The organism is Streptomyces nymphaeiformis, assembly GCF_014203895.1.
Classification (GTDB): Bacteria; Actinomycetota; Actinomycetes; order Streptomycetales; family Streptomycetaceae; genus Streptomyces; species Streptomyces nymphaeiformis.
In genome coordinates, this window is the sequence record NZ_JACHJY010000016.1 from 114,472 (window position 1) to 137,161 (window position 22,690).

At 72.0% G+C, this 22,690-nt stretch carries 19 protein-coding genes; 14 read left to right on the plus strand and 5 right to left on the minus strand.

Going from position 1 to position 22,690, the window contains the following annotated elements; genetic code table 11:
- Nucleotide 1 precedes the first annotated feature (1 nt).
- Nucleotides 2–1,594: an FAD-dependent monooxygenase gene (locus GGE06_RS39485; RefSeq protein ID WP_116157690.1), complete on the plus strand. Its 1,593-nt coding sequence runs from the start codon at nucleotides 2–4 to the stop codon at nucleotides 1,592–1,594.
- Nucleotides 1,595–1,652: 58 nt separating this feature from the next.
- Here the strand turns inward: GGE06_RS39485 and GGE06_RS39490 are convergent, their stop codons facing one another.
- Both GGE06_RS39490 and asnB read right to left on the minus strand, forming a co-directional pair.
- Nucleotides 1,653–2,330, minus strand: coding sequence for a class I SAM-dependent methyltransferase (locus GGE06_RS39490; RefSeq protein ID WP_116157689.1), 678 nt, complete (start codon nucleotides 2,328–2,330; stop codon nucleotides 1,653–1,655).
- Nucleotides 2,331–2,343: 13 nt separating this feature from the next.
- On the minus strand, nucleotides 2,344–4,200 hold the full coding sequence (gene asnB, locus GGE06_RS39495) for an asparagine synthase (glutamine-hydrolyzing) (protein ID WP_116157688.1): 1,857 nt from the start codon (nucleotides 4,198–4,200) through the stop codon (nucleotides 2,344–2,346).
- 227 nt (nucleotides 4,201–4,427) lie between these two features.
- On the opposite strand from asnB, the gene GGE06_RS39500 reads away from it, so the two are divergent.
- Complete coding sequence (locus GGE06_RS39500) at nucleotides 4,428–5,489, plus strand: methyltransferase (protein WP_181924433.1); 1,062 nt, start codon at nucleotides 4,428–4,430, stop codon at nucleotides 5,487–5,489.
- A gap of 5 nt (nucleotides 5,490–5,494) precedes the next feature.
- A complete protein-coding gene (locus GGE06_RS39505) occupies nucleotides 5,495–6,697 on the plus strand; it encodes a cytochrome P450 (protein ID WP_116165194.1) in 1,203 nt (400 codons plus the stop codon).
- 8 nt (nucleotides 6,698–6,705) lie between these two features.
- On the opposite strand, the gene GGE06_RS39510 is transcribed toward GGE06_RS39505, so the two are convergent.
- Complete coding sequence (locus GGE06_RS39510; protein WP_116157686.1) at nucleotides 6,706–7,149, minus strand: hypothetical protein; 444 nt, start codon at nucleotides 7,147–7,149, stop codon at nucleotides 6,706–6,708.
- A 139-nt stretch (nucleotides 7,150–7,288) separates the two neighbouring features.
- On the opposite strand from GGE06_RS39510, the gene GGE06_RS39515 reads away from it, so the two are divergent.
- The 5 genes from GGE06_RS39515 to GGE06_RS39535 all read left to right on the plus strand — a co-directional run bounded on the left by GGE06_RS39515 (nucleotide 7,289) and on the right by GGE06_RS39535 (nucleotide 11,383).
- A complete protein-coding gene (locus GGE06_RS39515; protein WP_116157685.1) occupies nucleotides 7,289–7,900 on the plus strand; it encodes a PadR family transcriptional regulator in 612 nt (203 codons plus the stop codon).
- 118 nt (nucleotides 7,901–8,018) lie between these two features.
- The gene (locus GGE06_RS39520; RefSeq protein WP_116157684.1) at nucleotides 8,019–8,702 is read left to right on the plus strand and encodes a TenA family protein; all 684 of its coding nucleotides are present in this window, start codon (nucleotides 8,019–8,021) and stop codon (nucleotides 8,700–8,702) included.
- Nucleotides 8,699–9,904, plus strand: a complete 1,206-nt coding sequence (locus tag GGE06_RS39525) for a cytochrome P450 (RefSeq protein ID WP_116157683.1) — start codon at nucleotides 8,699–8,701, stop codon at nucleotides 9,902–9,904. The genes GGE06_RS39520 and GGE06_RS39525 overlap by 4 nt, the downstream gene beginning before the upstream one ends.
- 25 nt (nucleotides 9,905–9,929) lie before the next feature.
- Nucleotides 9,930–10,610, plus strand: coding sequence for an SDR family NAD(P)-dependent oxidoreductase (locus GGE06_RS39530; protein ID WP_116157682.1), 681 nt, complete (start codon nucleotides 9,930–9,932; stop codon nucleotides 10,608–10,610).
- A 2-nt stretch (nucleotides 10,611–10,612) separates the two neighbouring features.
- A complete protein-coding gene (locus GGE06_RS39535) occupies nucleotides 10,613–11,383 on the plus strand; it encodes an SDR family NAD(P)-dependent oxidoreductase (RefSeq protein ID WP_116157681.1) in 771 nt (256 codons plus the stop codon).
- A 117-nt stretch (nucleotides 11,384–11,500) separates the two neighbouring features.
- Here GGE06_RS39535 and GGE06_RS39540 read toward each other — a convergent pair whose 3' ends face one another.
- On the minus strand, nucleotides 11,501–12,970 hold the full coding sequence (locus GGE06_RS39540; RefSeq protein WP_184933074.1) for an MFS transporter: 1,470 nt from the start codon (nucleotides 12,968–12,970) through the stop codon (nucleotides 11,501–11,503).
- Between the two features lie 156 nt (nucleotides 12,971–13,126).
- On the opposite strand from GGE06_RS39540, the gene GGE06_RS39545 reads away from it, so the two are divergent.
- Together GGE06_RS39545 and GGE06_RS39550 are read left to right on the plus strand one after the other, a co-directional pair.
- On the plus strand, nucleotides 13,127–13,879 hold the full coding sequence (locus GGE06_RS39545; protein WP_116157679.1) for an SDR family NAD(P)-dependent oxidoreductase: 753 nt from the start codon (nucleotides 13,127–13,129) through the stop codon (nucleotides 13,877–13,879).
- Between the two features lie 113 nt (nucleotides 13,880–13,992).
- The gene (locus tag GGE06_RS39550) at nucleotides 13,993–15,363 is read left to right on the plus strand and encodes a right-handed parallel beta-helix repeat-containing protein (protein ID WP_116157678.1); all 1,371 of its coding nucleotides are present in this window, start codon (nucleotides 13,993–13,995) and stop codon (nucleotides 15,361–15,363) included.
- A 54-nt stretch (nucleotides 15,364–15,417) separates the two neighbouring features.
- Here the strand turns inward: GGE06_RS39550 and GGE06_RS39555 are convergent, their stop codons facing one another.
- A complete protein-coding gene (locus GGE06_RS39555) occupies nucleotides 15,418–16,638 on the minus strand; it encodes an FAD-dependent monooxygenase (RefSeq protein ID WP_184933075.1) in 1,221 nt (406 codons plus the stop codon).
- A 199-nt stretch (nucleotides 16,639–16,837) separates the two neighbouring features.
- Here GGE06_RS39555 and metK point away from each other — a divergent pair, with 199 nt between their 5' ends.
- From metK to GGE06_RS39575, 4 genes are all read left to right on the plus strand, one after another.
- Nucleotides 16,838–18,031 (plus strand): methionine adenosyltransferase, encoded by a 1,194-nt coding sequence (metK, locus tag GGE06_RS39560; protein ID WP_116157676.1) that lies wholly within the window; start codon nucleotides 16,838–16,840, stop codon nucleotides 18,029–18,031.
- A 39-nt stretch (nucleotides 18,032–18,070) separates the two neighbouring features.
- Nucleotides 18,071–18,307, plus strand: coding sequence for a hypothetical protein (locus GGE06_RS39565; RefSeq protein ID WP_116157675.1), 237 nt, complete (start codon nucleotides 18,071–18,073; stop codon nucleotides 18,305–18,307).
- Nucleotides 18,304–21,804 (plus strand): methionine synthase, encoded by a 3,501-nt coding sequence (gene metH, locus GGE06_RS39570; protein ID WP_184933076.1) that lies wholly within the window; start codon nucleotides 18,304–18,306, stop codon nucleotides 21,802–21,804. Before GGE06_RS39565 ends, metH begins: the two co-directional genes overlap by 4 nt.
- Nucleotides 21,805–21,875: 71 nt before the next feature.
- Nucleotides 21,876–22,690 (plus strand): adenosylhomocysteinase (locus tag GGE06_RS39575; protein WP_184933077.1); only part of this gene is annotated, 815 nt, incomplete at its 3' end.

The window sequence follows — 22,690 nt, forward strand, 5'->3', positions numbered from 1 at the left end:
AGTGACCCCGTACGACGAGACCGTGCCCGTACTGATCGTCGGCGGCGGCTATGCCGGGCTGGCGACCTCGCTCTTCCTCTCGCACCAGGGAGTGAGGTCGCTGCTCGTGGACCGGCACGCCGGTGTGGCGGTCCAGGGACGTGCCCGCGGCATCAACCCCCGTACGATGGAGATCTACCGGCCGCTCGGCCTGGAAGCGGAGATCAAGGAGGCCGGCCGCCCCTTCGACGCCGACTCGGGCGTCGTCCGCTGCGCGAACCTCAGCTCCGACTGGCACTGGATCATGGCGCAGGACTCTCCGCGCGCCCTGCCCGAGTTCACCGCCGGCGAGTTCGGCATGGCCGACCAGAGCACCGTGGAACCGGTCCTGGCCGAGAGCGCCCGCGCCCATGGCGCCGAGATCCGGCACAACACCCAGTGCGTGTCGGTGGAACAGGACGCGGACGGCGTCACGGCGGTGATCGAGGACCGCGGCACGGGCGAGCGCCGCACCGTGCGGGCCCGCTACCTGGTCGCCTGCGACGGCTACCGGGGCACCATCCGCGACGGCCTCGGCATCGCGCGCACCGGCCGCGGCACGATCCGCTCCTACGTCTCCTTCGTCATCAAGGCCGACCTGTCGGACCTGATCGAGAAGACGGCGCTGTTCTGGATCATCGGCGGCGACGGCGTCGCCGGCGGATTCGTCACCCACGCCCTGCCGGACCACTGGGGCGTCGCGCTCACCTACGACCCCGCCGAGGAGTCTCCGGAGGACTACACCCTGGAGCGGTGCGCCGCCGCGGCCCAGGCCCTGATCGGCCGGGACGTTCCGGTCGAGGTCATCGACAAGGCCTCCTGGGAGGAGGCGGTCGGGGTCGCCGACCGCTACCGCGCCGGCCGCGTCCTCCTCGTCGGCGACGCCGCGCACGTCTGGCCGCCGGCGGGCGCGCTGGGCGCCAACTCGGCGGTGCAGGACGCCCACAACCTGGCCTGGAAGCTCGCCGCGGTGATCAAGGGGCAGGCCGGCGACGGCTTGCTGGACAGCTACGAGGACGAGCGGCGCGCCGTCGCCGTGGAGCTGGCCGACCTCACCGTGCGCAGCCAGGAGTCGCGCTTCGGGCCCACCCCGCAGGAGGACCCGCTGGAGCCGACGCTGTGCATCCTGGCCCAGCGGTACCGCTCCTCGGCGATGATCGGCGCGGAGCACACCGGCGTCATCGGCGAGCAGGTCGACCAGTACGCCAGGCCCGGCACCCGCGCGCCGCACCTGTGGCTCGACCACGGCGGCCGCCGCATCGGCGCGCACGACCTGTTCCACGACGCGTTCGTCCTCCTCACCGGTCCCTCCGGCGACGAGTGGAAGAGCGCGGCGGCGGAGGCCGCGGCGCGCGCCTCGGTGCCCGTGCGGGCCTACCGGGTCGGTCCGGCCGCCTCCGGCGCCGAGCTGACCGACGTCGAGTCCGAGTGGGCGACCCGTTACCGCCTCGGTCAGGGCGGTGCGGTCCTGGTCCGCCCCGACGGCTACGTCGCCTGGCGCGGCGAGGAGCTTCCCGCCGACCCGGCGGCGGCGCTCACCGACGCGCTCCGCCAGGTCCTCTCCGTCACCGCCTGAGCACCACGAGGGCGCCGGTCCCACACGGGACCGGCGCCCTCGGCATTCCCCGCCGGCCTCAGCCGGCCGTCGCCCGGAACACCGCGACCGCGCCGCGGATGCGCACTCGGTACTCCGGGAAGTACTTCGCCAGCTGGCGCTCCAGACCCTGCGGATCGTCGCCCTGGTTCTGGAAGTTGCCGCGCCGGTGCTGCTCGAGGAGCAGCTTGTGCGTCAGCCGGTTCATCGGCACGCCTTCGGCCAGCACGGTCGTGCCGAACAGCACGCCGCCGGGGCGCAGCGTCTGCGCGACGTGCTTGAGGATGACGCCCTTGCCGTCCCAGCCGCCGGGGATGGTGTGGAACACCAGGTTCATGGCGGCCGAGTCGAAGTGCTGCGGGGGCAGCGGCAGCGGCTCCAACAGGTTGGCCCGGCAGGTCCGCGGCCGGTAGCGGGAGATCCGCGCCGCCGACATCTCGAGGCACTCCTCGTTGAGGTCGAGCAGCGTGATCTCCGGATCGGGGTCCGGGAACCGGCACTTGTCGACGAAGTAGCCGGTGCCGGGCCCGATGTCCAGATGGCGCCGGCCGACGGAGGTGTCGTAGAGGCGGCGCATCACGTGCGCCGGGCAGCGCCACACCGCTGAGCAGAACAGCCCCAGCACCCACTTGTCGTAGATCGCCAGCTTTCCGCGCGTGTACACCTCCTGGGCGTGTGCGATGCGGGGATCGAGCGGCTCGGGCGCGAGGTCGGTCATAGGGGGTCTCCGTTCAGATCGCCAGTTCGATGCCGTAGTGGCGCAGCCAGGTGTTGAACTGAAGGGCCATTTCCAGGTGCATCCGGCTCGGCCAGTCGTGCGCGTCGCCGGGGTGGTCCAGCGTGCGCCGCACCGCCTCGTGGTTGAGGTACGGCTGGATCGGCGCGCTGTCGTCGGCGGCCAGGGCGGCCAGCTCCGCGTGGAGCATCCGGGTGTACGCCGGGTCCTGGGTGACCGGCCACGGGCTCTTCTTGCGCTCCAGCACGGAGGCCGGCAGCAGGTCCCGGGCGACGGCCCGCAGGATGGACTTCTCCTGGCCGTCGAAGGTCTTGAAGCTCCACGGGGTGTTGTAGAGGTACTCCACCAGCCGGTGGTCGGCGTACGGCACGCGCAGCTCCAGGCCGTGCGCCATGGAGAGCCGGTCCCCGCGGTCCAGCAGCATCGGCAGCCACCGGGTCAGGGTGAGGTGGCCGATGGTGCGCATCCGGGCCTCCTCGGGGCTCTCGCCCGTCTGGTGCGGCACCTGCGCGACCGCCTCGCGGTAGGTGTCGGCGTAGTGGCCGGCCATGTCCAGCTTCTCCAGGAAGCCGACGGAGAACAGGTCGCGCCCCTGGCCGCCCCGGTTGCTCGGGTGCAGACCCTCGTTGACCACCCAGGGGAAGACGTCGGCGCCCACGCACTCCGGCTTGAACATCCAGTTGTAGCCGCCGAAGATCTCGTCGGCGACCTCGCCGACCAGCGCCACGGTCGAGTGGGTCTTGATCTCGCGCGCGGTCAGATAGTTGGAGGTGTCCATGTCGCCCAGCGTGGAAGGGGCGTCCTGCGCGAGCACCACGTCCAGCCGGGTGCCGGGGTCCATCAGGGCGTCCGGGTCGAGCCTGATGTTGACGTGGTCGGAGGAGACGTGCGCCGCGACCTCGGCCGCGTACGGCTCGTCCGGCGAGAACCGCACGTCGTCCTTCTGGAAGTTCTCCACGTAGCCGTCGAAGGTGGTGACGAAGGTCCGGATCCGCTCGCCGTCCTGCTTCCACCGCAGGCCGGCGGCGACCGCGGTGACCGTGCTCGAGTCCAGGCCGCCGGAGAGCGCGGTGCACAGCGGCACGTCGGCGACCAGCTCGCGCCGCACGATGTCGTCCAGCAGATCGCGCACCGTACCCACGGTGTTCCGCAGGTCGTCGGTGTGCTCGCGCGCCGTCAGCGTCCAGTACGTGCGCAGCCGCGCGCCGTCGCGGCCGATGGTCAGCGTATGGCCGGGCAGCAGCTCCCGCATGTCCCGGAAGACCGCCCGGCCCGGCTGCTTGGCCACCGTGAACAGCTCGCGCAGGCCCTCCAGGTCCACCACCGGGCGGACCGCGGGGTGGGCGAGCAGCGCCTTGGGCTCGGAGCCGAACAGCACGCCCTGCGGGAGGTCGGTGTAGAACAGCGGCTTCACGCCCAGCCGGTCGCGCACCAGCACCAGTTCCTCGCGGCGCACGTCCCAGATGGCGAACGCGAAGATGCCCTCGAGCCGCTCGGCGAAGGACGGCCCCCACTCCAGGTACGCCTGGAGCGCCACCTCGGTGTCCGTCCGGGTGCGGAACCGGCGCCCGCGCGCCTGGAGTTCGCCGCGCAGCTGCTGGAAGTTGTAGATCTCGCCGTTGTGCACGATCACGGCCGCCGTGCGGCCGTCCTCCTCCACCGCCAGCGGCTGTGCGCCGCCCGCCACGTCGATGACGGCCGTCCGGGTGTGCCCGAGCGCCGCGTGGCCGTTCAGCCACAGCCCCTGGCCGTCGACGCCGCGGGCGGCCAGGGCGTCGGTCATCGCCTGCAGCACCGGCCGTTCCCGTGAGAGGTCCTGTCCGAAGTCCACCCAGCCCGTGATGCCGCACATAGGCGTCCCCTTCGTCGATTGGCACTACCGCCCCGAGCGTCCGGCAGCCGCTTCGAGTACTCCTCGACCGCCGGTGGAACCCGCCGCCGCGACCTGGGGGTGTCCCGCCGGTCATGCCGGGCCCGCGGCCTGATCGACGGGACACCCCCAGCACCGTTCCACCCGGATTCGAGCCGGCGCCGGGAGGCTGTCGGCGGCCGGAGCCCCCCGACGAGAGGTGGACAAGGATGAACGCGCAGGACGGCCCTCCGCAGCCCGCGGGCATGGACGGATGGTTCGACCGCGGCCTGCCGCCGCGCCAGCAGGTGCTCGGATTCGTCTACGCGAAGTGGGCGATCGGTGCGCTACGGGCGATCGTGGAGGTCAAGGTGCCCGACGCGCTGGCCGACGGCCCGCGCACGGTGGCCGAGCTCAGCGCCGCCACCGGCACCGACCCCGACGCCCTCTACCGGGTGCTGCGGGCCGTCGCCGCCGCCGGCGTGCTCCACGAGGGCGAGGACGGCCGCTTCGCGCTGCTGCCGGTCTCCGAGGGCCTGGTCTCGGACGCCGAGGGCGGCATCCGCGACATGTTCCTGTTCGCCTCCGACCCGATGCTCTGGCGTCCCTACGAGGACGTCGCGCACACCCTGCGCACCGGCGGATCGGCGTTCACGCACGCCTTCGGGATGCCGTTCTACGCCTACACGAAGGCCAACCCCGACAAGGCGGCGGTGCTGGACCGGGCGATGCTGCAGAACCGCTACCCCGGCACGGAGCGCGTCTTCGACCAGTTCGACTTCGGCAGGTTCGCCAGGATCGCCGACGTGGGCGGCGGACGCGGCCACTTCCTCGTCGAGCTGCTGCGCCGCAACCCCGGCACCACGGGAGTGCTGGCCGACCAGCCGCACACCGTCGCCGAGGCCAAGGAGGTCCTCGACGGCTCCGGCGTGGAGGACCGCGTCACCGTCGCCCCGATCGACTTCTTCACCGAGGTGCCGTCGGGCTGCGACGCGTACTTCATCAAGAACACGCTGCACAACTGGGACGACGACAAGGCCGTGCTCATCCTGCGCAGCATCCGGGCGGCGATCGGCGCCACCGACGCCCGGCTGCTGATCGTGGAGAACCTGCTGCGCGGCCCGGGCGAGTGGGACATCGGCAAGCTGATCGACGTCGAGTCGCTCGCCGTGCTCGGCGGCCGGGAGCGCGGTCGCGCGGAGTGGAACCGGCTGGCCGCCGACGCCGGGTTCGCCCCGGCCAACGACCCGGCGCCCGGCGACGTCGCGCTCCTCGAGTACCGGCCGGTGTGACGAGCATGCCGAAGCCGCTTCCCGACCCGATGACCCTGCCGGCGCGGCGCGGTTGCCCGTTCGACCCGCCCGAGGAGTACGCGCGGCTGCGCGCCGAACGGCCGATGAGCCGGCTGCGGCTGCCCGGCGGCCGGATCGGCTGGCTGGTCACCCGGTACGAGGACGTACGGGCCGCACTGGCGGACCCGCGGACCAGCCCGCCGCTGATCCAGGTCACGCCGGCGACCGAACTCCCGCTCCCCGAGGAGGAGCTGGACGTGCCGCCCGGGGTCTTCTCGGCGCTCGACCCGCCGGAGCAGAGCCGCTACCGGCGACAGGTGAGCCGCTACTTCACCCGCAAACGCTGCCGCGAGATCACGCCCCGGCTGGAGCAGATCATCGACGAGCAGCTGACCGGGATGATCGAGCACGGCTCGCCCGCCGACCTGGTCGAGTGGTTCGCGCAGCCGATCCCGACCAGGGTCATCACCGAGATGCTCGGCATCTCCGAGAAGGAACGCCCGGACTACCAGCGCTGGATCCTCGCGATGCTGTCCCTGGACACCGCCGAGGAGCCGCTGCGCGAAGCCCGGGACGGGCTGTACGGCGGCCTCGCCGAGCTGGTCCGGGACCGCAGGGTCCGGCCCCGCGACGACATCCTCAGCGACCTGCTGCACGGGGCCGGCTCGCTGACGGACGAGGAGGTCGTCGGGATCGGCGCGCTGCTGCTGATCGCCGGCCTCGAGACGACCGCGAACATGCTCGGACTCGGGGCGTTCGCGCTGCTCCAGCACCCCGGCCAGCTGGCGGCGCTGCGGGCCGACGAGAGCCTGTGGGACACCGCGGTCGAGGAACTCCTGCGCTATCTGACCATCGTCCAGTTCGGGCTGACCCGTACGGCCCGCGAGGACCTGGAAGTGGCCGGGCAGACGGTGCGGGCGGGGGAGACGCTGATCGTCTCGCTCGCCTCGGCCAACCGCGACTCGGCGTTCTACACCGCCCCGGACCGGCTGGACCTGTCCCGCGACGAGGCGCCCCACCTGGCCTTCGGGCACGGTGTGCACCAGTGTCTGGGCGCCCAACTGGCCCGGTTCGAGATGAAGCTGGCCTTCCGTGCACTGCTGCGCCGGCTGCCGGGCCTGCGCCTCGCCGTCCCGCCGGAGCGGGTCCCGACGGCCGGCGAGGACAAGGTGTTCCACGGGGTGCACTCGCTCCCGGTCGCCTGGTAGCGGCGGCCTCAGCCGCGCGACGGGTCGTCGACGGTGGTGTGCCGGCGCTCCTTGAGCGCGCGCCGGGCGTCGTCCAGGTACTCCCGGGAGAGCATCGCGGACACGATGGCCACGCCGCCGCGGTGGACCCGGATCTCGCTGTCGAGGGCGGTGCCGTACAGGTGGATCCGGCGGCCCGTCGTGCCGTCGGGGCCCTGGGCGTCCTTCAGCCGGCCCTTGGCGGGCCAGGTGACGTCACCCCCGTCGAGGACGTCGCCGTCGCCCACCAGCAGCTTCAGGGTGCTGTTCCGGAGGTCCACGGTGATCTGCAGGTCCCCGGGGACGTCCGGGGCGCGCAGGTCGAGCACGATGCCCGCGTCCTGGCCGCGGACGTCGAAGGCGTCGGCGGCCGTCCATGTGCCCAGCCGCTTGGTCACGATGCCGCGGGCGGTGATGCGCTCGGTGGTGGTCATGTCGGTGGTCCTTTCCGTCGACCCGTCGTGTCTTCTCCGTGCCGTTCTGCCGTCTTGCCGGCTCTTTCTCCGGCTCCTCAATGGTTGCATGGCAACTAGTGTCAGTGCAACTAGTTACGGTGGGGCTTAGACTGCTGCCATGTCCGCCCCAGCGCCGCGCAGTTCCCCGCTCGCCCTGACCGTCCTGTCGCTGCTGCACTACCGGCCGCTGCACCCGTACGGCATGCAGCGGCTGATCAAGGAGTGGGGCAAGGACCAGGTCGTCAACGTCGGCCAGCGCACGAGCATCCACCGGACCGTCGAGCGGCTGGTCGCCGCCGGACTGGTCGAGGTGCACGAGGTGGAGCGCGACGAGCAGTACGCCGAGCGCACCGTCTACCGGATCACCGAGGAGGGCCGCCGGGTCGCCCGCGAGTGGCTGCTCGACATGCTCGGCACGCCCAAGCCGGAGTATCCGCAGTTCCCCGTCGCGCTCTCCTTCGCGCTGATGCTCACCCCCGAGGAGGCGCTGACCGTCCTGGACGGCCGCGCCGCGGCCCTCGCCCGCACCGTGGACGCCCTGGACGCCCGGCTCGCCGACGAGGACGACGACGGCCTCGGCCGCGTCATCTGGCTGGAGACCGAGTACCAGCGCGCCATGGCCGCGGCGGAGCTGCGCTGGCTCACCGCCGTCACCGACGACCTGCGCGCCGGACGCCTGCGCTGGTCGTGGGAGGAACTGACCGGCCTCGCCGGACCCGGAGCCGGCTAGGGCCTGTCCGGCGGATCAGGGCCGGACAGGCCCGACCGGTCGAGAGCGGCACCAGCCTCCTTCGAGCGCGCGTCACTAGCGTCCCGAGCCGACGGACGACACGGCGAGAGGGAGAGCGATGCGGCAGGAGCTCCGCGAGATCTGCGCACCGGTGCTGCACGAGGTGCTGAACCATCCGTTCTGGACCGGCCTGCGCGACGGGACGCTGCCCGCCACGGCGCTGGCCCGGTTCGTCCACCAGGACACCGCGTACCTGCTGCCCGCCTACGCCCGCGCGCTGGCCCGCTGCGCCGCCGACGCCCCCGACGACGCCGGAGCCCGCCTGCTGGGCCAGTCCGTCGTCGGCACCCTGGACGCCCGCGACGGCCTGCGCGCGGCCCATGCCGCCCTCGCCCCCGGCCTCGGCCTGCCCGAGCCGGACTCCGTCGAGGAGCCCGTCGCGCCGGCGGTGGCGGTCCACGCCGCCTTCTTCACCTCCTCCGCGGCCTCCTCGTACCACGCCGGCATCGGAGCGCTGCTGCCCATGGTCTGGTTCAACGCCGAGGTCTCCGACCACCTGCGCGACCACGCCGTACCGGGCAACCGCTACCTGCCCTGGATCACCGCCTACCACCCCGGCGAGTCGTACCGCTTCGCCGTCGAGGCGTTCGCCGAGCTGGCCGACCGCCTCGGCGAACGCTCCACGCCCGAGCAACGCCGCCTGATCACCACGCACTTCACCCTCGGCATCCACCACGAACTCGCCTTCGCCGACGCCTGCGCCGCACCGGCCGCGCGGCCGGCCGGAAGGGGCGCGCGATGACCGCCTTGAACCTCGACCTGATGGACCCGAAGTCCTTCGCCGACGGAGTCCCGTACGAGCACTTCCGCCACCTGCGCGACTCCGCGCCGGTCAGCCGCGGCACCGACACGGACGGCGAGCCGCTGTGGCACGTGGTGCGGCACCGGGACGTGTCCGCCGTCTCCCGGGACGCGCGGACCTTCTCCTCCAGCCCGACCACCATGACCTCGATCCGCAAGGTCGACCCGAGCCCGCCGATCATCACGTTCCTGGACGGCGCCGAGCACACCCGGGTGCGCAAGCTGACCTTCAAGGTGTTCGCCCCCGCCCGGCTGGCCGCCCTGCGGGCCCCGATCCGCGGCATCGTCGACTCCCTCCTCGAAGAGGCCCGGGACAAGGGCGAGTTCGACCTCGCCGAGGACATCGCCCTGCGCCTGCCCTTCGAGGTGCTGCTCGAACTGCTCGACATCCCGCGGCAGGACCGCGCCACCATGCTCGGCTGGGCCCGCCGGACGGTGAACCTCGGCGACCAGGAGTACGGCGACGACGCCGGACCCAACCCCTTCCAGCAGATCCACGCCTACCTGCACGACTTCGCCCACCACCGGGCCGCCCACCCCGCCGACGACTGCTTCTCGCTGCTGCTGGACGCCCGCCTGGACGGCGCCGAACGGCTCGGCCTGCCCGACCGGCTCACCCCGGACGAGGTCGGCCTGTTCGCCTCCACGCTCATCACCGCGGGCATCGAGACCACCTACTGCTCCGTCACCGGCGGCGTCCTGGCCCTGCTCGACCACCCCGACCAGCTCGCCCGGCTGCGCGAGGACCGCGGCATGCTGCCGAGCGCCGCCGCCGAGGTGCTGCGCTGGGTCACACCGGTCACCCACTTCGCCCGGCGCGCCGTCACCGACACCGAGATCGCCGGGCAGCCGGTGGCGGCGGGGGAGAAGGTCGTCGTCTGGTACAGCTCCGCCAACCGCGACGAGCGGGTCTTCACCGATCCCGACCGGTTCGACCTCGGCCGCACGCCCAACCCCCAGCTCAGCTTCGGCGGCGGCGGACCGCACGTCTGCATCGGCAACGGCCTGGCGGTCCTGGAGCTGCGCGAGTTCCTGGACGGCGTCGCCGACCTGCTGCCCCGGCTGGAACTCGTCGAGGCCCCCGCCCGCCCGGAGACCAACTTCATGAACAGCGTCAAACACCTGCACGTGCGCCTGCACTGACCGGCGCCGGACCCCAGGAGAACCGATGACCACCGGCACCGCCCTGATCACCGGCGCCAACCGCGGCATCGGCCGCGCCGTCGCCGCCGAACTGCACCGACGGGGCCTGGACGTCGTGCTCACCGCCCGCGACCCCGACCAGGCCCGCGCCGCCGCGGCGGAGCTCGGCACCCGATGGACGGACCTCGACACCACCGACCCGGACAGCGTCGCGCGCGCCGCGAAGACCGTCGGCGCGCCGGACATCCTGCTGTGCAACGCCGGCGTGCTGCTCGACGCGGGCACCGAACCCCTCGCCGTACCGCTGGAGCTGGTCGAACGGACCCTGCGGGTGAACCTCCTGGGCACCTGGCGGGTGCTGCAGGAGTTCGTGCCGGCCATGGTCCGGCGCGGCAGCGGCCACGCCCTGGTCGTGTCCAGCGGCACCACCTCGGAGTTCGGCGGCCGGCTGTTCCCCGGCACCCCCGGCTACTCGCTGTCCAAGAGCGCGCTCAACGGCCTCACCACCATGCTCGCCGCGACCACCGAGGGCACCGGCGTCCGCGTCAACGCCGTCAACCCGGGCCGCGTCCGCACCCGCATGATGCCGGGCCCCCACCAGCCTCCCGAGCAGGCCGCCCGGTACATCGCCGACGTCGCGACGCAGCCGCACGGCGGCCCCACCGGACGCTTCTTCGCCGCACACTCGTCCACGACACAGGAGTAGCCATGCGATTCGACCTGACCGGCAGAACCGCCGTGGTCACCGGAGCCGGCAGCGGGATCGGGCTGGCCTGCGTACGCGCCCTCACCGAAGCGGGCGCGCGGGTGCTCGGCGGCTCCCGCACCGTCGGCCCCGACCTGCGCGCCGCCACCCCGTACACCCGCACCGTCGACCTGGCCACCGAGGACGGCGCACGGACCCTGATCGCGCACGCGCTGAGCGAGTTCGGCGGCATCGACATCCTGGTCAACAACGTCGGCGGCGGCGTGAAACTGGCCGAGGGCTTCCTCGACATCGACGACGACACCTGGCGCGAGGCGTTCGGCCTGAACGTCCTCACCGCGATCCGCACCACCCGCGAGGCACTGCCCAGCCTGGTCGAGCGCCGCGGTGCCGTCGTCAACATCGGCTCGATCAACGCCACCCTCGCCGACCCGCGTCTCGGCCACTACTCGGCCGCCAAGGCCGCGCTCGCCAGCGTCGGCAAGTCGCTGGCCGCGGAGTTCACTCCCAAGGGCGTCCGCGTCAACACCATCTCGCCCGGCCCGGTCCGCACCCGGGTGTGGACCAACCCGCAGACCGCGCGCAGCGCCGGACTCACCCCCGAGGAGTTCATCGAGGCCGTCCCGAAGATGACGGGTCTGGCCACCGGCCGCATCATCGAACCCGAGGAGGTCGCCACCCTGGTCGTCCTCCTCGCCTCCGGCAAGGTCCCGAGCATCACCGGCTCGGACTACACCATCGACGCCGGAATGACCCGCCCGGCCCTGCGCTGATCCGTCCGGACCCGCTCGCGCCGGCGTCACGCCCTCCGGCGGCTCCCTGACGCGCCACCGCCTCCCACCGGAGCACCGGTGGGAGGCGGTGGCGCGCGGGTCCGTCCGGAGCCGGAGTCACACCCGGCCCTCCGGGACCAGATCCGTTCGGCTCGCCGGGCCGGGCTGGGCCCGGTGGGTGCGGGGGCGCATCCAGAAGGCCGTCACGAAGGCCGCCGCGAGCAGGCCGGCGGCGAGCCAGAAGGTGACGCGGAGGGCGCCGTCGGCGCCGTACCGCGCGTCCGGCAGGTAGCTGAAGAACACCGTGCCGAGGAGTGCGTAGCCGATGCTGTTGCCCAGCTGCTGGAAGGAGTTGAGCAGGCCCGAGGCCGCGCCGGTCTCCGGCAGGGCGACCAAGGAGAGCGAGATGTCGTAGTACGGGGTCAGCACGCCGCCCATGCCGAGGCCGAGCAGCGAGAGCGGAACCAGCAGCTGCCACGTGGTGACGGCGTGGTCGCGCGAGACCACCGTGATCACCCCGACCGCCCCGACCACCAGCAGCGCGAGGCCGCCCAGCAGGGTGCGCCGGCCGCCGAAGCGCCGTACCAGCAGGCTTCCGGCGACGGCCGATCCGACGGCGGAGCCGAGCGTCCACGGCACCATGGCCAGGCCGGCGCCCAGGGCGGTGAAGCCGTGCGCGGTCTGCAGCTGGACCAGGAGCGCGAACATCATGCCGCTCAGCGCCGTGTAGTACAGCACCCCCATCAGCAGCGCGGCGACGAACCTGCCGTCGCGGGCGAGACGCGGCTCGACCAACGGAACCCGGCCGGCCCGTGCCCGCCGGCCCTGGTGGACGCCGAGCACGACCAGCACCGGCAGCGCCGCGGCCATGCTGACGAAGCACCACGCCGGCCAGCCTTCCGTGCGCCCCTGCATCAGCGGGTACGCGACCAGGACCATCGCGCCGACGGCCAGCGCGGTGCCGATCCCGTCCAGACGGCGTACCGACGCCCCGTCGGCGGGCGGCTGGTCGGGTATGTACCGGACAGCGCCGAACAGTGCCAGGACACCGAGCGGCAGATTGACGAAGAACACCGCGCGCCAGCCGAGACCGAACAGGTTCCCGGTCGTCAGCGCACCGCCCAGCACCGGCGCGACGATCGCGGCGATGCCCACCACCGGGCCCATCAGACCGATCGCCTTGGGCAACTCGCGCGGCGGGAACAGCTCGCGCATGATGCCGAGTCCCTGGGGCACCATCACCGCGGCACAGGCCCCCTGCACCATCCGCGCGACGATGATCATCCCCGGGTTCACCGCAAGACCCGCGAGCAGCGAGGCGCAGGTGAACCCCGCCGTGCCGATCAGCAGCATCCGCTTGCGGCCGGCGATGTCTCCGAGCCGCCCGCCGGTGATCAGGAGGGAGGCGAACGCCAGGGCGTAGCCGGCGCCCATCCACTGCAGGACGGCGTAGCTGCCGTGCAGTCCCTCGCCGATCGCCGGAGCGGCCGTGTTCACCATCATGCCGTCGAGCAGGTCCATGCAGTGGGTGATCAGGATCGCCGAGAGGGCGTACCAGCGCAGTCTGTCCGCGGGAGTGGGGTCCATGGCCGAGCCTTTCGGGAATCGATGACGCGAATCTGGCGCGAATTGTGCGGCCGGCAGCTCCACATCCGGTCAAGCCGCGCTCGAGCGCCGTTCCCGAAGGTGGGGTCGGGGCCCGGCTGACGGGACCCTGCCGCACGACGTACGAGGGGACATGCCATGGATCTGGGACTGACGGACAAACGGGTACTGGTCACCGGCGCCACGCGAGGCATCGGCCGGGCCACCGCGAAGGCCTTCGCCGCCGAGGGCGCGCGGGTCGCGGTCACGTACAACCGGTCCGAGCACGCCGCGAAGGAACTGGTCGAGGAACTCGGCGGCGCCGACCGCGCCTGCGCGCTCCACTACGAGCTGGCCGACCCGGCGTCGGTCGCCGCGACGGTGAGCGCCGTCGAGGAGCGGTGGGGCGGAGTCGACGTGGTGGTCGCCAACGCCCAGACGTGGGTGTGGATGAACCCCGAGGAGATGGTGCCGTACCACGAGTTCCCGATGGACTTCTGGCTGAGCCGCTACCGGGAGAACGTCGAGGGTCACCTCTGGACGGTGCGTCAGGCCCTCGGCGGCATGCGCGAACGCGGCTGGGGCCGCATCGTGCTGCTGTCCTCGGTGACGGCGACGTACGGCAATCCCGGCTCGGAGGTCTACAGCGCCGCCAAGGCGTCCCTGCACGGCTTCGTCCGTGGCCTGATGTGGACGGGCGACGGCGTGCTCGCCAACGTGGTCGCGCCCGGCGGCACGATCACCGAGAGTCTCGACGCGGTCGACCCGGCGCTCCTGGAGAAGGCGGTCGCGGACACCCCCAGCGGCCGTCTGAGCACGGCGGACGACGTGGCCAGGCTGATCGTCTTCCTCGGTTCGGCGGCGAACGGGAACACCAACGGCCAGATCATCCACCCCGCCGGTGGCCGGTGATCCGCTTCGCGTTCGAGGGCGGCTCGACTCCCGCTCGAGCGGTTCTCGGCCGGGCGACCGCACCATCTCAGCCACGCTGAGACAGCGTCACGCCAGCAGAAGGAGCACCAAGCATGCGATCCACCCGAATACCGAGAACAGCGGCCGCTGGAGCGGCGATGGTCCTCACCCTGTGCGCCACCCCGCTCGCCGTGGCCGGCCCCGCCTACGCCGACGGCCGGCAGTACTACGTCGACTGCTCCGCCGGCGACGACTCCGCGGACGGCACGTCCGCCACGACCGCCTGGCGCAGTCTCGCCAAGGTCAGCCGCACCACCTTCGGCCCGGGCGACTCCGTCCTCCTGCGCAGCGGCGTCACCTGCAACGGCGTCCTCGCGCCGCAGGGTTCCGGCACGGCCACCGCGCCCATCACGGTCAGCACCTACGGCGGCAACGCCCGCGCGTTCCTCGCCGGCGGCGGCGCCCGCGCCACGGTCTACCTGCACAACGTGCAGGGCTGGGAGCTGCGCAACCTCGACGTCTCGGACACCACCACCCCGGACTCCACCGCGCGCACGGGCATCTACGTGCTGCTCAGCGACTACGGCACCGGCAGCCACTACGTCATCGACAACGTGAACGTGCACGACGTCACCGGCATCGACAGCACGGGGCCGGACAACGAGGACAGCGGCGGCATCGTCCTGAAGGCGGCCGGCTCGGCCAAGCCGACCACCTTCGACGGCATCACGGTGTCCAACAGCACCGTCTCCGGCACCGACGGCTACGGCATCGCCACCGAGTCCCAGTGGTCCAAGCGCGACCTGTTCCCGGGCGGCGAGAACACCTACGTGCCGATGACCAACGTCCGCATCACCGGGAACCGGCTGTCGAACCAGGGCGGCGACGGCATCGTGGTGCAGAACGGTGCCGCCCCCAGGATCGACCACAACGTCGTCAACGGCTTCGGTCTGCGCGCCACCGCCTACCACTCCGGCGTCTGGGTCTGGAACTCCGACAAGGCCGTGATGGAGTACAACGAGGTCTCGCACGGCGCCTCCGCGCCGCCGATGATGGCCTTCGACGCCGACGGCGCCAACTCCGACGTCACCTACCAGTACAACTACAGCCACGACAACGGCGGCGGCTTCCTGGCCTTCTGCACCGCGCCCGGCCAGCTGAGCGACGGTGTCGTCGTCCGGTACAACGCCAGCGTCAACGACCACGACGCCAGCTACAACGGCTTCACCTTCCCGGTGATCTTCAACGGCTGCGGCGTCACCATGACCAACCTCGCCTTCTACGGCAACACCGTCCACACGTCGGTCGCCAAGGCACTGATCGGCAACTACGGTCAGAGCGTGGTCAATTACCACGACAACGTCTTCGTGGGCGCGCCGGGCGGTTCGACGATCACCGACCCCGTCAGCACCTTCAAAGGCAACGTCTACTACAACATCACCCAGGTCCCGGCCGGCGACAAGAGCCCGGTGTACAAGCGCTAGTACCGCGTCGCATCGCCCGCGTACCTCCCGTACGCGGGCGATGCTCCGCCGTCTTCAGTCCCGCGCCCGCTTGATCGACCACTCCGCGATCCGCAGGGACATCTCCACCCCCTCGGTCGCGTACTCCACCATCGCCTTCTGGTAGTCGCCGACGGCCTCCGCCAGTTCGCGCTCCCCGCGGTCCACCGCGGCCAGCAGACCGCTGAGCGCCGCCGCGTCCCGCGCGGCGGTGTTCGCCCCCACGCCCCCCGACGGCGGCATCGCGTGCACCGCGTCACCGAGGGGCACCACCGGGCAGGTGTCCCACGCCTCCACGGGCCGGGTGGCCCGCAGCGCCACCGCGAACGACGTCGCGGGATCGGCGAACCGGAAGATCTCCCGCAGGTCGGGGTGCCACGCCCGGGTCCGCTCGACCACCAGCGCGCACAGCTCCTCGCCGCTCATCGCGAAGAACCCCTCGTCGGTGAGGCCGAGGTCCGCCAGGTGCACGTTGAACACCGACATGTAGTAGTCGTCGGCGTCCTGGAGCCCGGCGTCCGGCCACAGCCGGGCAGCCGCCCGCGACGGGCGCTCGCGGAACAGCATCGGCATCAGGCCCAGGTGGTGGCCGTCGGTGCCGATCACATAGCTGAAGCGGTCCCGCAGCGCCTCCGGCAGCCCTGCCTCGATGGCCTCCCGCCGCGGAATCCGGGAGAAGATCGTCCGGATGCCCAGGTCCTGGGGCGCGTCCCAGGGCCGGAGTTGGGCACGGACCCGCGAGTGGGTGCCGTCCGCCGCGATCAGTACGTCACCGACGGCCTCGCTGCCGTCCGCGAAACGAGCGGTCACCCGCCCGTCGGGCGTCCGCTCAAGCCGCTCGAAGTTCTTCCCGAAGTGGACGACCTCGTCGAGACCGGCCAGCAGGATCCGCCGCAGCGTCACCCGGTCCACGGCATCGATCTTGTCGTCCCGGCCGGCCCGCGGGTCCTCGAAGGCCGGCGCCCACTGCGCCCTCAGGTGCTCGTCGTAGGCCGCGAGTCCGCTGTCGTCGCGGGCGTTCGCCGTCGCCGTCAGCAGCTCGGTCAGCCGCGGCGGCAGACAGGCCCTGAGCGCCGCCTCGCCCTCGGGGCTGATCCGGAGCCGGTAGCCCTGCCGGCGCCCGTCGGCCGACTCGTCGCGCTCGTACACCTGGACGTCGACACCGGCCCGCCGCAGCCCCTGGGCCACGCAGAGACCACCGATACCGCCGCCGATGACCAGGACCCGGATGGGTGATCGGCTCGTCGTCCCCGCCATGGACACCTCTCTCGTCGCAGTGAAGTCGCCGCGTGGTTGCCGCGTACGGAACCAGGGCAGCATGCGCCGTCCCGCTCAGGTCTGGCTGGAGGCGCCCGCTCCGCCGCCGCGTCGAGCGGAATTCGAGCCCGCTTGAAGAGTCCCCTCCCACCCTGTACGGGCCCAGCAGTCCACGGCCCCGCGAGCTCACGGAGGAATCGTGTCCCGTCGTCTCTTCACCTCGGAGTCCGTGACCGAAGGTCACCCCGACAAGATCGCGGACCGGATCAGCGACACCGTCCTGGACGCCCTGCTCGCACAGGACCCCGGGTCCCGCGTGGCGGTCGAGACGCTGATCACCACCGGCCAGGTCCATCTCGCCGGCGAGGTCACCACCACCGCCTACGCCGACATCGCCGGCCTGGTCCGCGCGGCCGTGCTCGACATCGGCTACAACTCCTCGACCAAGGGATTCGACGGCGCCTCCTGCGGCGTCTCCGTCTCGATCGACGCCCAGTCGCCCGACATCGCCCAGGGCGTCGACCAGGCCCACGAGCACCGTGTCGAGGGCCTTCAGGACGAACTCGACCGGCAGGGCGCCGGCGACCAGGGCCTGATGTTCGGCTACGCCTGCGACGACACCCCCGAACTGATGCCGCTGCCCATCTCACTGGCGCACCGGCTCGCCCAGCGCCTCACCCAGGTCCGCAAGGACGGCACCATGCCCTACCTGCGGCCCGACGGAAAGACCCAGGTCACCATCGAGTACGACGGCGACCGCCCCGTCCGTCTCGACACGGTCGTCGTCTCCTCGCAGCACGCCTCCGACATCGACCTGGAGTCGCTGCTCGCCCCCGACATCCGCCAGTTCGTCGTCGAACCCGTCCTGGCCGACGCCGGCATCGACACCACCGGCTACCGCCTGCTGGTCAACCCCACCGGCCGGTTCGAGATCGGCGGTCCGATGGGCGACGCCGGCCTGACCGGCCGCAAGATCATCGTGGACACCTACGGGGGCTACTCCCGGCACGGCGGCGGCGCCTTCTCCGGCAAGGACCCCTCCAAGGTCGACCGCTCGGCGGCGTACGCGATGCGCTGGGTCGCCAAGAACATCGTCGCCGCCGGACTCGCCCGCCGGGCCGAGGTACAGGTCGCCTACGCGATCGGCAAGGCGGAGCCGGTCGGCCTGTTCGTGGAGACCTTCGGCACCGAGACCGTCCCCGTACCGAAGATCCAGGAGGCCGTAGGCCAGGTCTTCGACCTGCGGCCCGCCGCGATCATCCGCGATCTCGACCTGCTCCGCCCCATCTACGCCCGCACCTCCGCCTACGGCCACTTCGGCCGGGAACTGCCCGAGTTCACCTGGGAGCGCACCGACCGGGCGGACAAGCTCCGCGCCCTCGCGCTGGCCTGACCTCCCGCCATGTCGCCGCTGCCCAGAGGAGGCACCGCCGTGCACATCGCCGTCACCGGTTCGATCGCCACCGACCACCCGATGGCCCGTCCCGGGCACTCCGCGGACCAGCTGATCGAGGGCAGCCCCGGCAGGACGTCTCCGGCGTTCCTCGCGGACGAGCGGGGCTGCGCCCTCGCCACGGAAGTCCCGGGGGCCGTCGGCACCCAGGAGCACCGCGTGAGCGCCGCGGAGCTGATCCGCCGGATCGAACGCAGCCCGGTGGGTGCGCCATGAGCCCCCTCGCACAGGCGCAGCGCGCCGACGCGCTGCGCGAGGCCCTCGCCACCCGGGTGGTCGTCGCCGACGGCGCGATGGGCACCATGCTCCAGGCCGCCGACCCGACGCCGGACGACTTCCAGCAGCTGGAGGGCTGCAACGAGATCCTCAACGTCACCCGGCCCGACCTCGTCCGCGCCGTGCACGAGGCGTACTTCGCGGCAGGCGTCGACTGCGTGGAGACCAACACCTTCGGCGCCAACCACACGGCGCTCGGCGAGTACGACAGCGCCGACCGGATCTTCGAGCTGTCCGCGGCCGGCGCCCGCGTGGCCCGCGAGGCCGCCGACGCCCACCGGGACGGCCGGATCCGCTGGGTGCTCGGCTCCATCGGACCGGGCACCAAGCTGCCGACCCTCGGCCACGCTCCGTACGAGACCCTGCGGGACGGCTACCAGCGCAACGCGGCCGGCCTGATCGCCGGCGGCGCCGACGCGCTGCTCGTGGAGACCAGCCAGGACCTGCTCCAGACCAAGGCCGCGGTGCTCGGCTGCAAGCGCGCCCTCGCCGAGGCCGGGCTCGACCTGCCGGTCTTCGCGCAGGTGACCGTGGAGACCACCGGCACCATGCTGCTCGGCTCGGAGATCGGCGCGGCGCTCACCGCGCTGGAGCCGCTCGGCATCGACATGATCGGCCTCAACTGCGCCACCGGCCCCGCCGAGATGAGCGAGCACCTGCGCCACCTGGCCCGGCACGCCCGAGCCGGCCTGTCGTGCATGCCGAACGCGGGTCTGCCCGTGCTCGGCAAGGACGGCGCCCACTACCCCCTCGGCCCCGCCGAACTCGCCGACGCGCACGACGCGTTCACCCAGGAGTACGGCGTCTCGCTCGTCGGCGGCTGCTGCGGCACCACCCCCGAGCACCTGCGCGCCGTCGTCCGGCGCGTGCGGGGGCGCGCCGTCACCCCGCGCCGGCCCCGCCCCGAGCCGGCCGCCTCCTCGCTCTACCAGCCGGTGCCGTTCCGCCAGGACACCTCCTACCTGGCGATCGGCGAGCGGACGAACGCCAACGGGTCGAAGAAGTTCCGCGAGGCCATGCTGGCCGAGGACTGGCAGGGGTGCGTGGAGATCGCCCGGGAACAGATCCGGGACGGCTCGCACCTGCTCGACCTCTGCGTGGACTACGTCGGCCGCGACGGCGTGGCGGACATGAGGGAGATCGCCGGGAGGCTGGCCACCGCGTCCACGCTGCCGGTCGTGCTGGACTCCACCGAACCCGACGTGCTGCGCGCCGGACTCGAGGTGCTGGGCGGCCGGGCCGTGCTGAACTCGGTGAACTACGAGGACGGCGACGGCCCGGACACCCGGTTCGGGCGCATCGCCGCACTCGCCCGCGAACACGGTGCCGGCCTCATCGCGCTCACGATCGACGAGGAGGGGCAGGCCCGCACCGCGGAGAAGAAGACGGAGATCGCCGAGCGGCTCATCGCGCAGCTCACCACCGAGTACGGCATCGAGGAGTCGTCGATCCTGGTGGACTGCCTGACCTTCACCCTGGCCACCGGGCAGGAGGAGTCCCGCCGCGACGGCATCGAGACCATCGAGGCCATCCGCGAACTCAAGCGCCGCCACCCCGAGGTGCAGACCACCCTCGGCCTGTCCAACATCTCCTTCGGCCTGAACCCGGCGGCCCGGCAGGTCGTGAACTCGGTGTTCCTGCACGAATGCGTGCGAGCCGGCCTGGACTCCGCGATCGTGCACGCCTCCAAGATCCTCCCCATGGCACGCATCCCGGAGGACCGGCGCGAGGCCGCGCTCGACCTGGTCCACGACCGCCGCAGGGAGGGGTACGACCCGCTGCAGCGGCTCCTGGAGCTGTTCGAGGGCGTCTCCGCGTCCTCCAGCGCCGCGTCCAAGGCCGAGGAACTGGCGGCACTGCCGCTCGGGGAACGCCTCGAACGGCGTGTCGTCGACGGGGAGCGCGGCGGGCTGGAAGCCGACCTCGACGCGGCGCTGGCCGAGCGCCCGGCCCTGGAGATCATCAACGACACGCTGCTGTCCGGGATGAAGACCGTCGGCGAGCTGTTCGGCTCCGGCCAGATGCAGCTGCCGTTCGTGCTCCAGTCCGCCGAGGTGATGAAGGCCGCGGTCGCGTACCTGGAGCCGTACATGGAGAAGGCGGCCGACGGCGGGAACGTGGCGGGCAAGGGCACGATCGTGCTGGCCACCGTCAAGGGCGACGTCCACGACATCGGCAAGAACCTCGTCGACATCATCCTGTCCAACAACGGCTACGACGTCGTCAACATCGGCATCAAGCAATCGCTTTCGGCCATTCTGGACGCCGCCGAGGAGCAGGACGCGGACGTGATCGGCATGTCCGGCCTGCTGGTGAAGTCCACGGTGATCATGAAGGAGAACCTGGAGGAGCTGAACCGGCGCGGGCTCGCCGCCCGCTTCCCGGTCATCCTCGGCGGGGCCGCCCTCACCCGCGCGTACGTCGAACAGGACCTGCACGAGATCTACGACGGCGAGGTCCGCTACGCCCGCGACGCCTTCGAGGGCCTGCGCCTGATGGACGCGCTCGTCGCCGTCAAGCACGGCGTCCCGGGCGCGGCCCTGCCCGAACTGCGGCAGCGGCGCCACCCACGCGCCGAGGTCACCCGGCAGGAGGAGCCCGGCCGCGGACCCGCCCGCTCCGACGTGACGGTGGACAACCGGATACCCGTACCACCGTTCTGGGGCGACCGGATCGTCAAGGGCGTCCCGTTCGCCGACTACGCCTCATGGCTGGACGAGGACGCCCTGTTCAAGGGCCAGTGGGGGCTGAAGGCCCCGTGCGCCGGGACCGGCCCCTCCTACGAGGAACTCGTCGAGACCGAAGGCCGGCCGCGGCTGCGGATGTGGCTGGACCGGCTGCAGACCTCGGGCTGGCTGGAGCCGGCCGTCGTCTACGGCTACTACCCGGTCAATTCCAAGGGCGACGAGCTGATCCTCCGCGACGAGGACGGCTCCGAACGCACCCGCTTCACCTTCCCCCGCCAGCGCCGGGGCCGGCGGCTGTGCCTGGCCGACTTCTTCCGCCCGGAGGAGTCCGGCGAACAGGACGTGATCGGCCTGCAGGTCGTCACCATGGGCAACCGGGTCTCCCGGGCCGCAGGCGAGCTCTTCGAGGCCGGCTCCTACCGCGACTACCTCGAACTCCACGGCCTGTCCGTCCAGTTGACAGAGGCCTTGACCGAGTTCTGGCACGCCCGGGTGCGCCGCGAACTCGGCTTCGGCGACGAGGACCCCGAGGACCTCCGCGACATGTTCGCCCTCAAGTACCGCGGCGCCCGCTTCTCCCTCGGCTACGGCGCCTGCCCCGACCTCGAGGACCGCGCCAAGATCACCGGACTGCTGCGCCCCGAGCGGATCGGCGTCGTCCTCTCCGAGGAGTTCCAGCTCCACCCCGAACAGTCCACCGACGCCCTCGTCGTCCACCATCCCGAGGCCACGTACTTCAACGCGCGGTAGACCCCGGCCCCTTGACCGCCGCGTGACCACCGACCCGACCGTTCGACCGACCCGATCCCCAGGAGTTCCGGATGCCTTCCCCCTTTTCCGACTACAAGGTCGCCGACCTCTCCCTGGCCACCTTCGGCCGCAAGGAGATCACCCTCGCCGAGCACGAGATGCCCGGCCTGATGGCGATCCGCCGCGAGTACGCGGAGACGCAGCCGCTGGCCGGCGCCCGGATCACCGGCTCGCTGCACATGACGGTGCAGACCGCCGTCCTCATCGAGACGCTGGTGGCGCTCGGCGCCGAGGTCCGCTGGGTGTCCTGCAACATCTTCTCCACCCAGGACCACGCCGCGGCCGCGATCGCCGCCGCCGGGATCCCGGTCTTCGCCTGGAAGGGCGAGACCCTGGAGGAGTACTGGTGGTGCACGGAGCAGGCGCTGACCTGGCCGGGCGCCGACGGTCCGAACATGATCCTGGACGACGGCGGTGACGCCACCCTCCTCGTCCACAAGGGGGTGGAGTACCAGAAGGCGGGCAAGGTCCCGGACCCGTCGACCGCCGACAACGAGGAGTTCCGGATCGTCCTGGAGCTGCTCGGGAAGACCGGCCTCGACTGGTCGGCGATCGCCGCCGGCATCCGCGGCGTGACCGAGGAGACCACCACCGGTGTCCACCGTCTCTACGAGATGATGCAGGCCGGCACCCTGCTCTTCCCGGCGATCAACGTGAACGACGCCGTGACGAAGTCGAAGTTCGACAACAAGTACGGCTGCCGCCACTCGCTGATCGACGGCATCAACCGCGCCACGGACGTCCTCATCGGCGGCAAGACGGCCGTCGTCTGCGGCTACGGCGACGTCGGCAAGGGCTGCGCCGAGTCGCTGCGCGGCCAGGGCGC

Excerpts from the sequence above, each read along its gene's own strand:
- GGE06_RS39490 (WP_116157689.1), bottom strand. The coding sequence starts at position 2,330 with ATGACCGACCTCGCGCCCGAGCCGCTCGATCCCCGCATCGCACACGCC.
- asnB (WP_116157688.1), bottom strand. The coding sequence starts at position 4,200 with ATGTGCGGCATCACGGGCTGGGTGGACTTCGGACAGGACCTCTCACGG.
- GGE06_RS39500 (WP_181924433.1), top strand. The coding sequence starts at position 4,428 with ATGAACGCGCAGGACGGCCCTCCGCAGCCCGCGGGCATGGACGGATGG.
- GGE06_RS39505 (WP_116165194.1), top strand. The coding sequence starts at position 5,495 with ATGCCGAAGCCGCTTCCCGACCCGATGACCCTGCCGGCGCGGCGCGGT.
- GGE06_RS39510 (WP_116157686.1), bottom strand. The coding sequence starts at position 7,149 with ATGACCACCACCGAGCGCATCACCGCCCGCGGCATCGTGACCAAGCGG.
- GGE06_RS39515 (WP_116157685.1), top strand. The coding sequence starts at position 7,289 with ATGTCCGCCCCAGCGCCGCGCAGTTCCCCGCTCGCCCTGACCGTCCTG.
- GGE06_RS39520 (WP_116157684.1), top strand. The coding sequence starts at position 8,019 with ATGCGGCAGGAGCTCCGCGAGATCTGCGCACCGGTGCTGCACGAGGTG.
- GGE06_RS39525 (WP_116157683.1), top strand. The coding sequence starts at position 8,699 with ATGACCGCCTTGAACCTCGACCTGATGGACCCGAAGTCCTTCGCCGAC.
- GGE06_RS39530 (WP_116157682.1), top strand. The coding sequence starts at position 9,930 with ATGACCACCGGCACCGCCCTGATCACCGGCGCCAACCGCGGCATCGGC.
- GGE06_RS39535 (WP_116157681.1), top strand. The coding sequence starts at position 10,613 with ATGCGATTCGACCTGACCGGCAGAACCGCCGTGGTCACCGGAGCCGGC.
- GGE06_RS39540 (WP_184933074.1), bottom strand. The coding sequence starts at position 12,970 with ATGGACCCCACTCCCGCGGACAGACTGCGCTGGTACGCCCTCTCGGCG.
- GGE06_RS39545 (WP_116157679.1), top strand. The coding sequence starts at position 13,127 with ATGGATCTGGGACTGACGGACAAACGGGTACTGGTCACCGGCGCCACG.
- GGE06_RS39550 (WP_116157678.1), top strand. The coding sequence starts at position 13,993 with ATGCGATCCACCCGAATACCGAGAACAGCGGCCGCTGGAGCGGCGATG.
- GGE06_RS39555 (WP_184933075.1), bottom strand. The coding sequence starts at position 16,638 with ATGGCGGGGACGACGAGCCGATCACCCATCCGGGTCCTGGTCATCGGC.
- metH (WP_184933076.1), top strand. The coding sequence starts at position 18,304 with ATGAGCCCCCTCGCACAGGCGCAGCGCGCCGACGCGCTGCGCGAGGCC.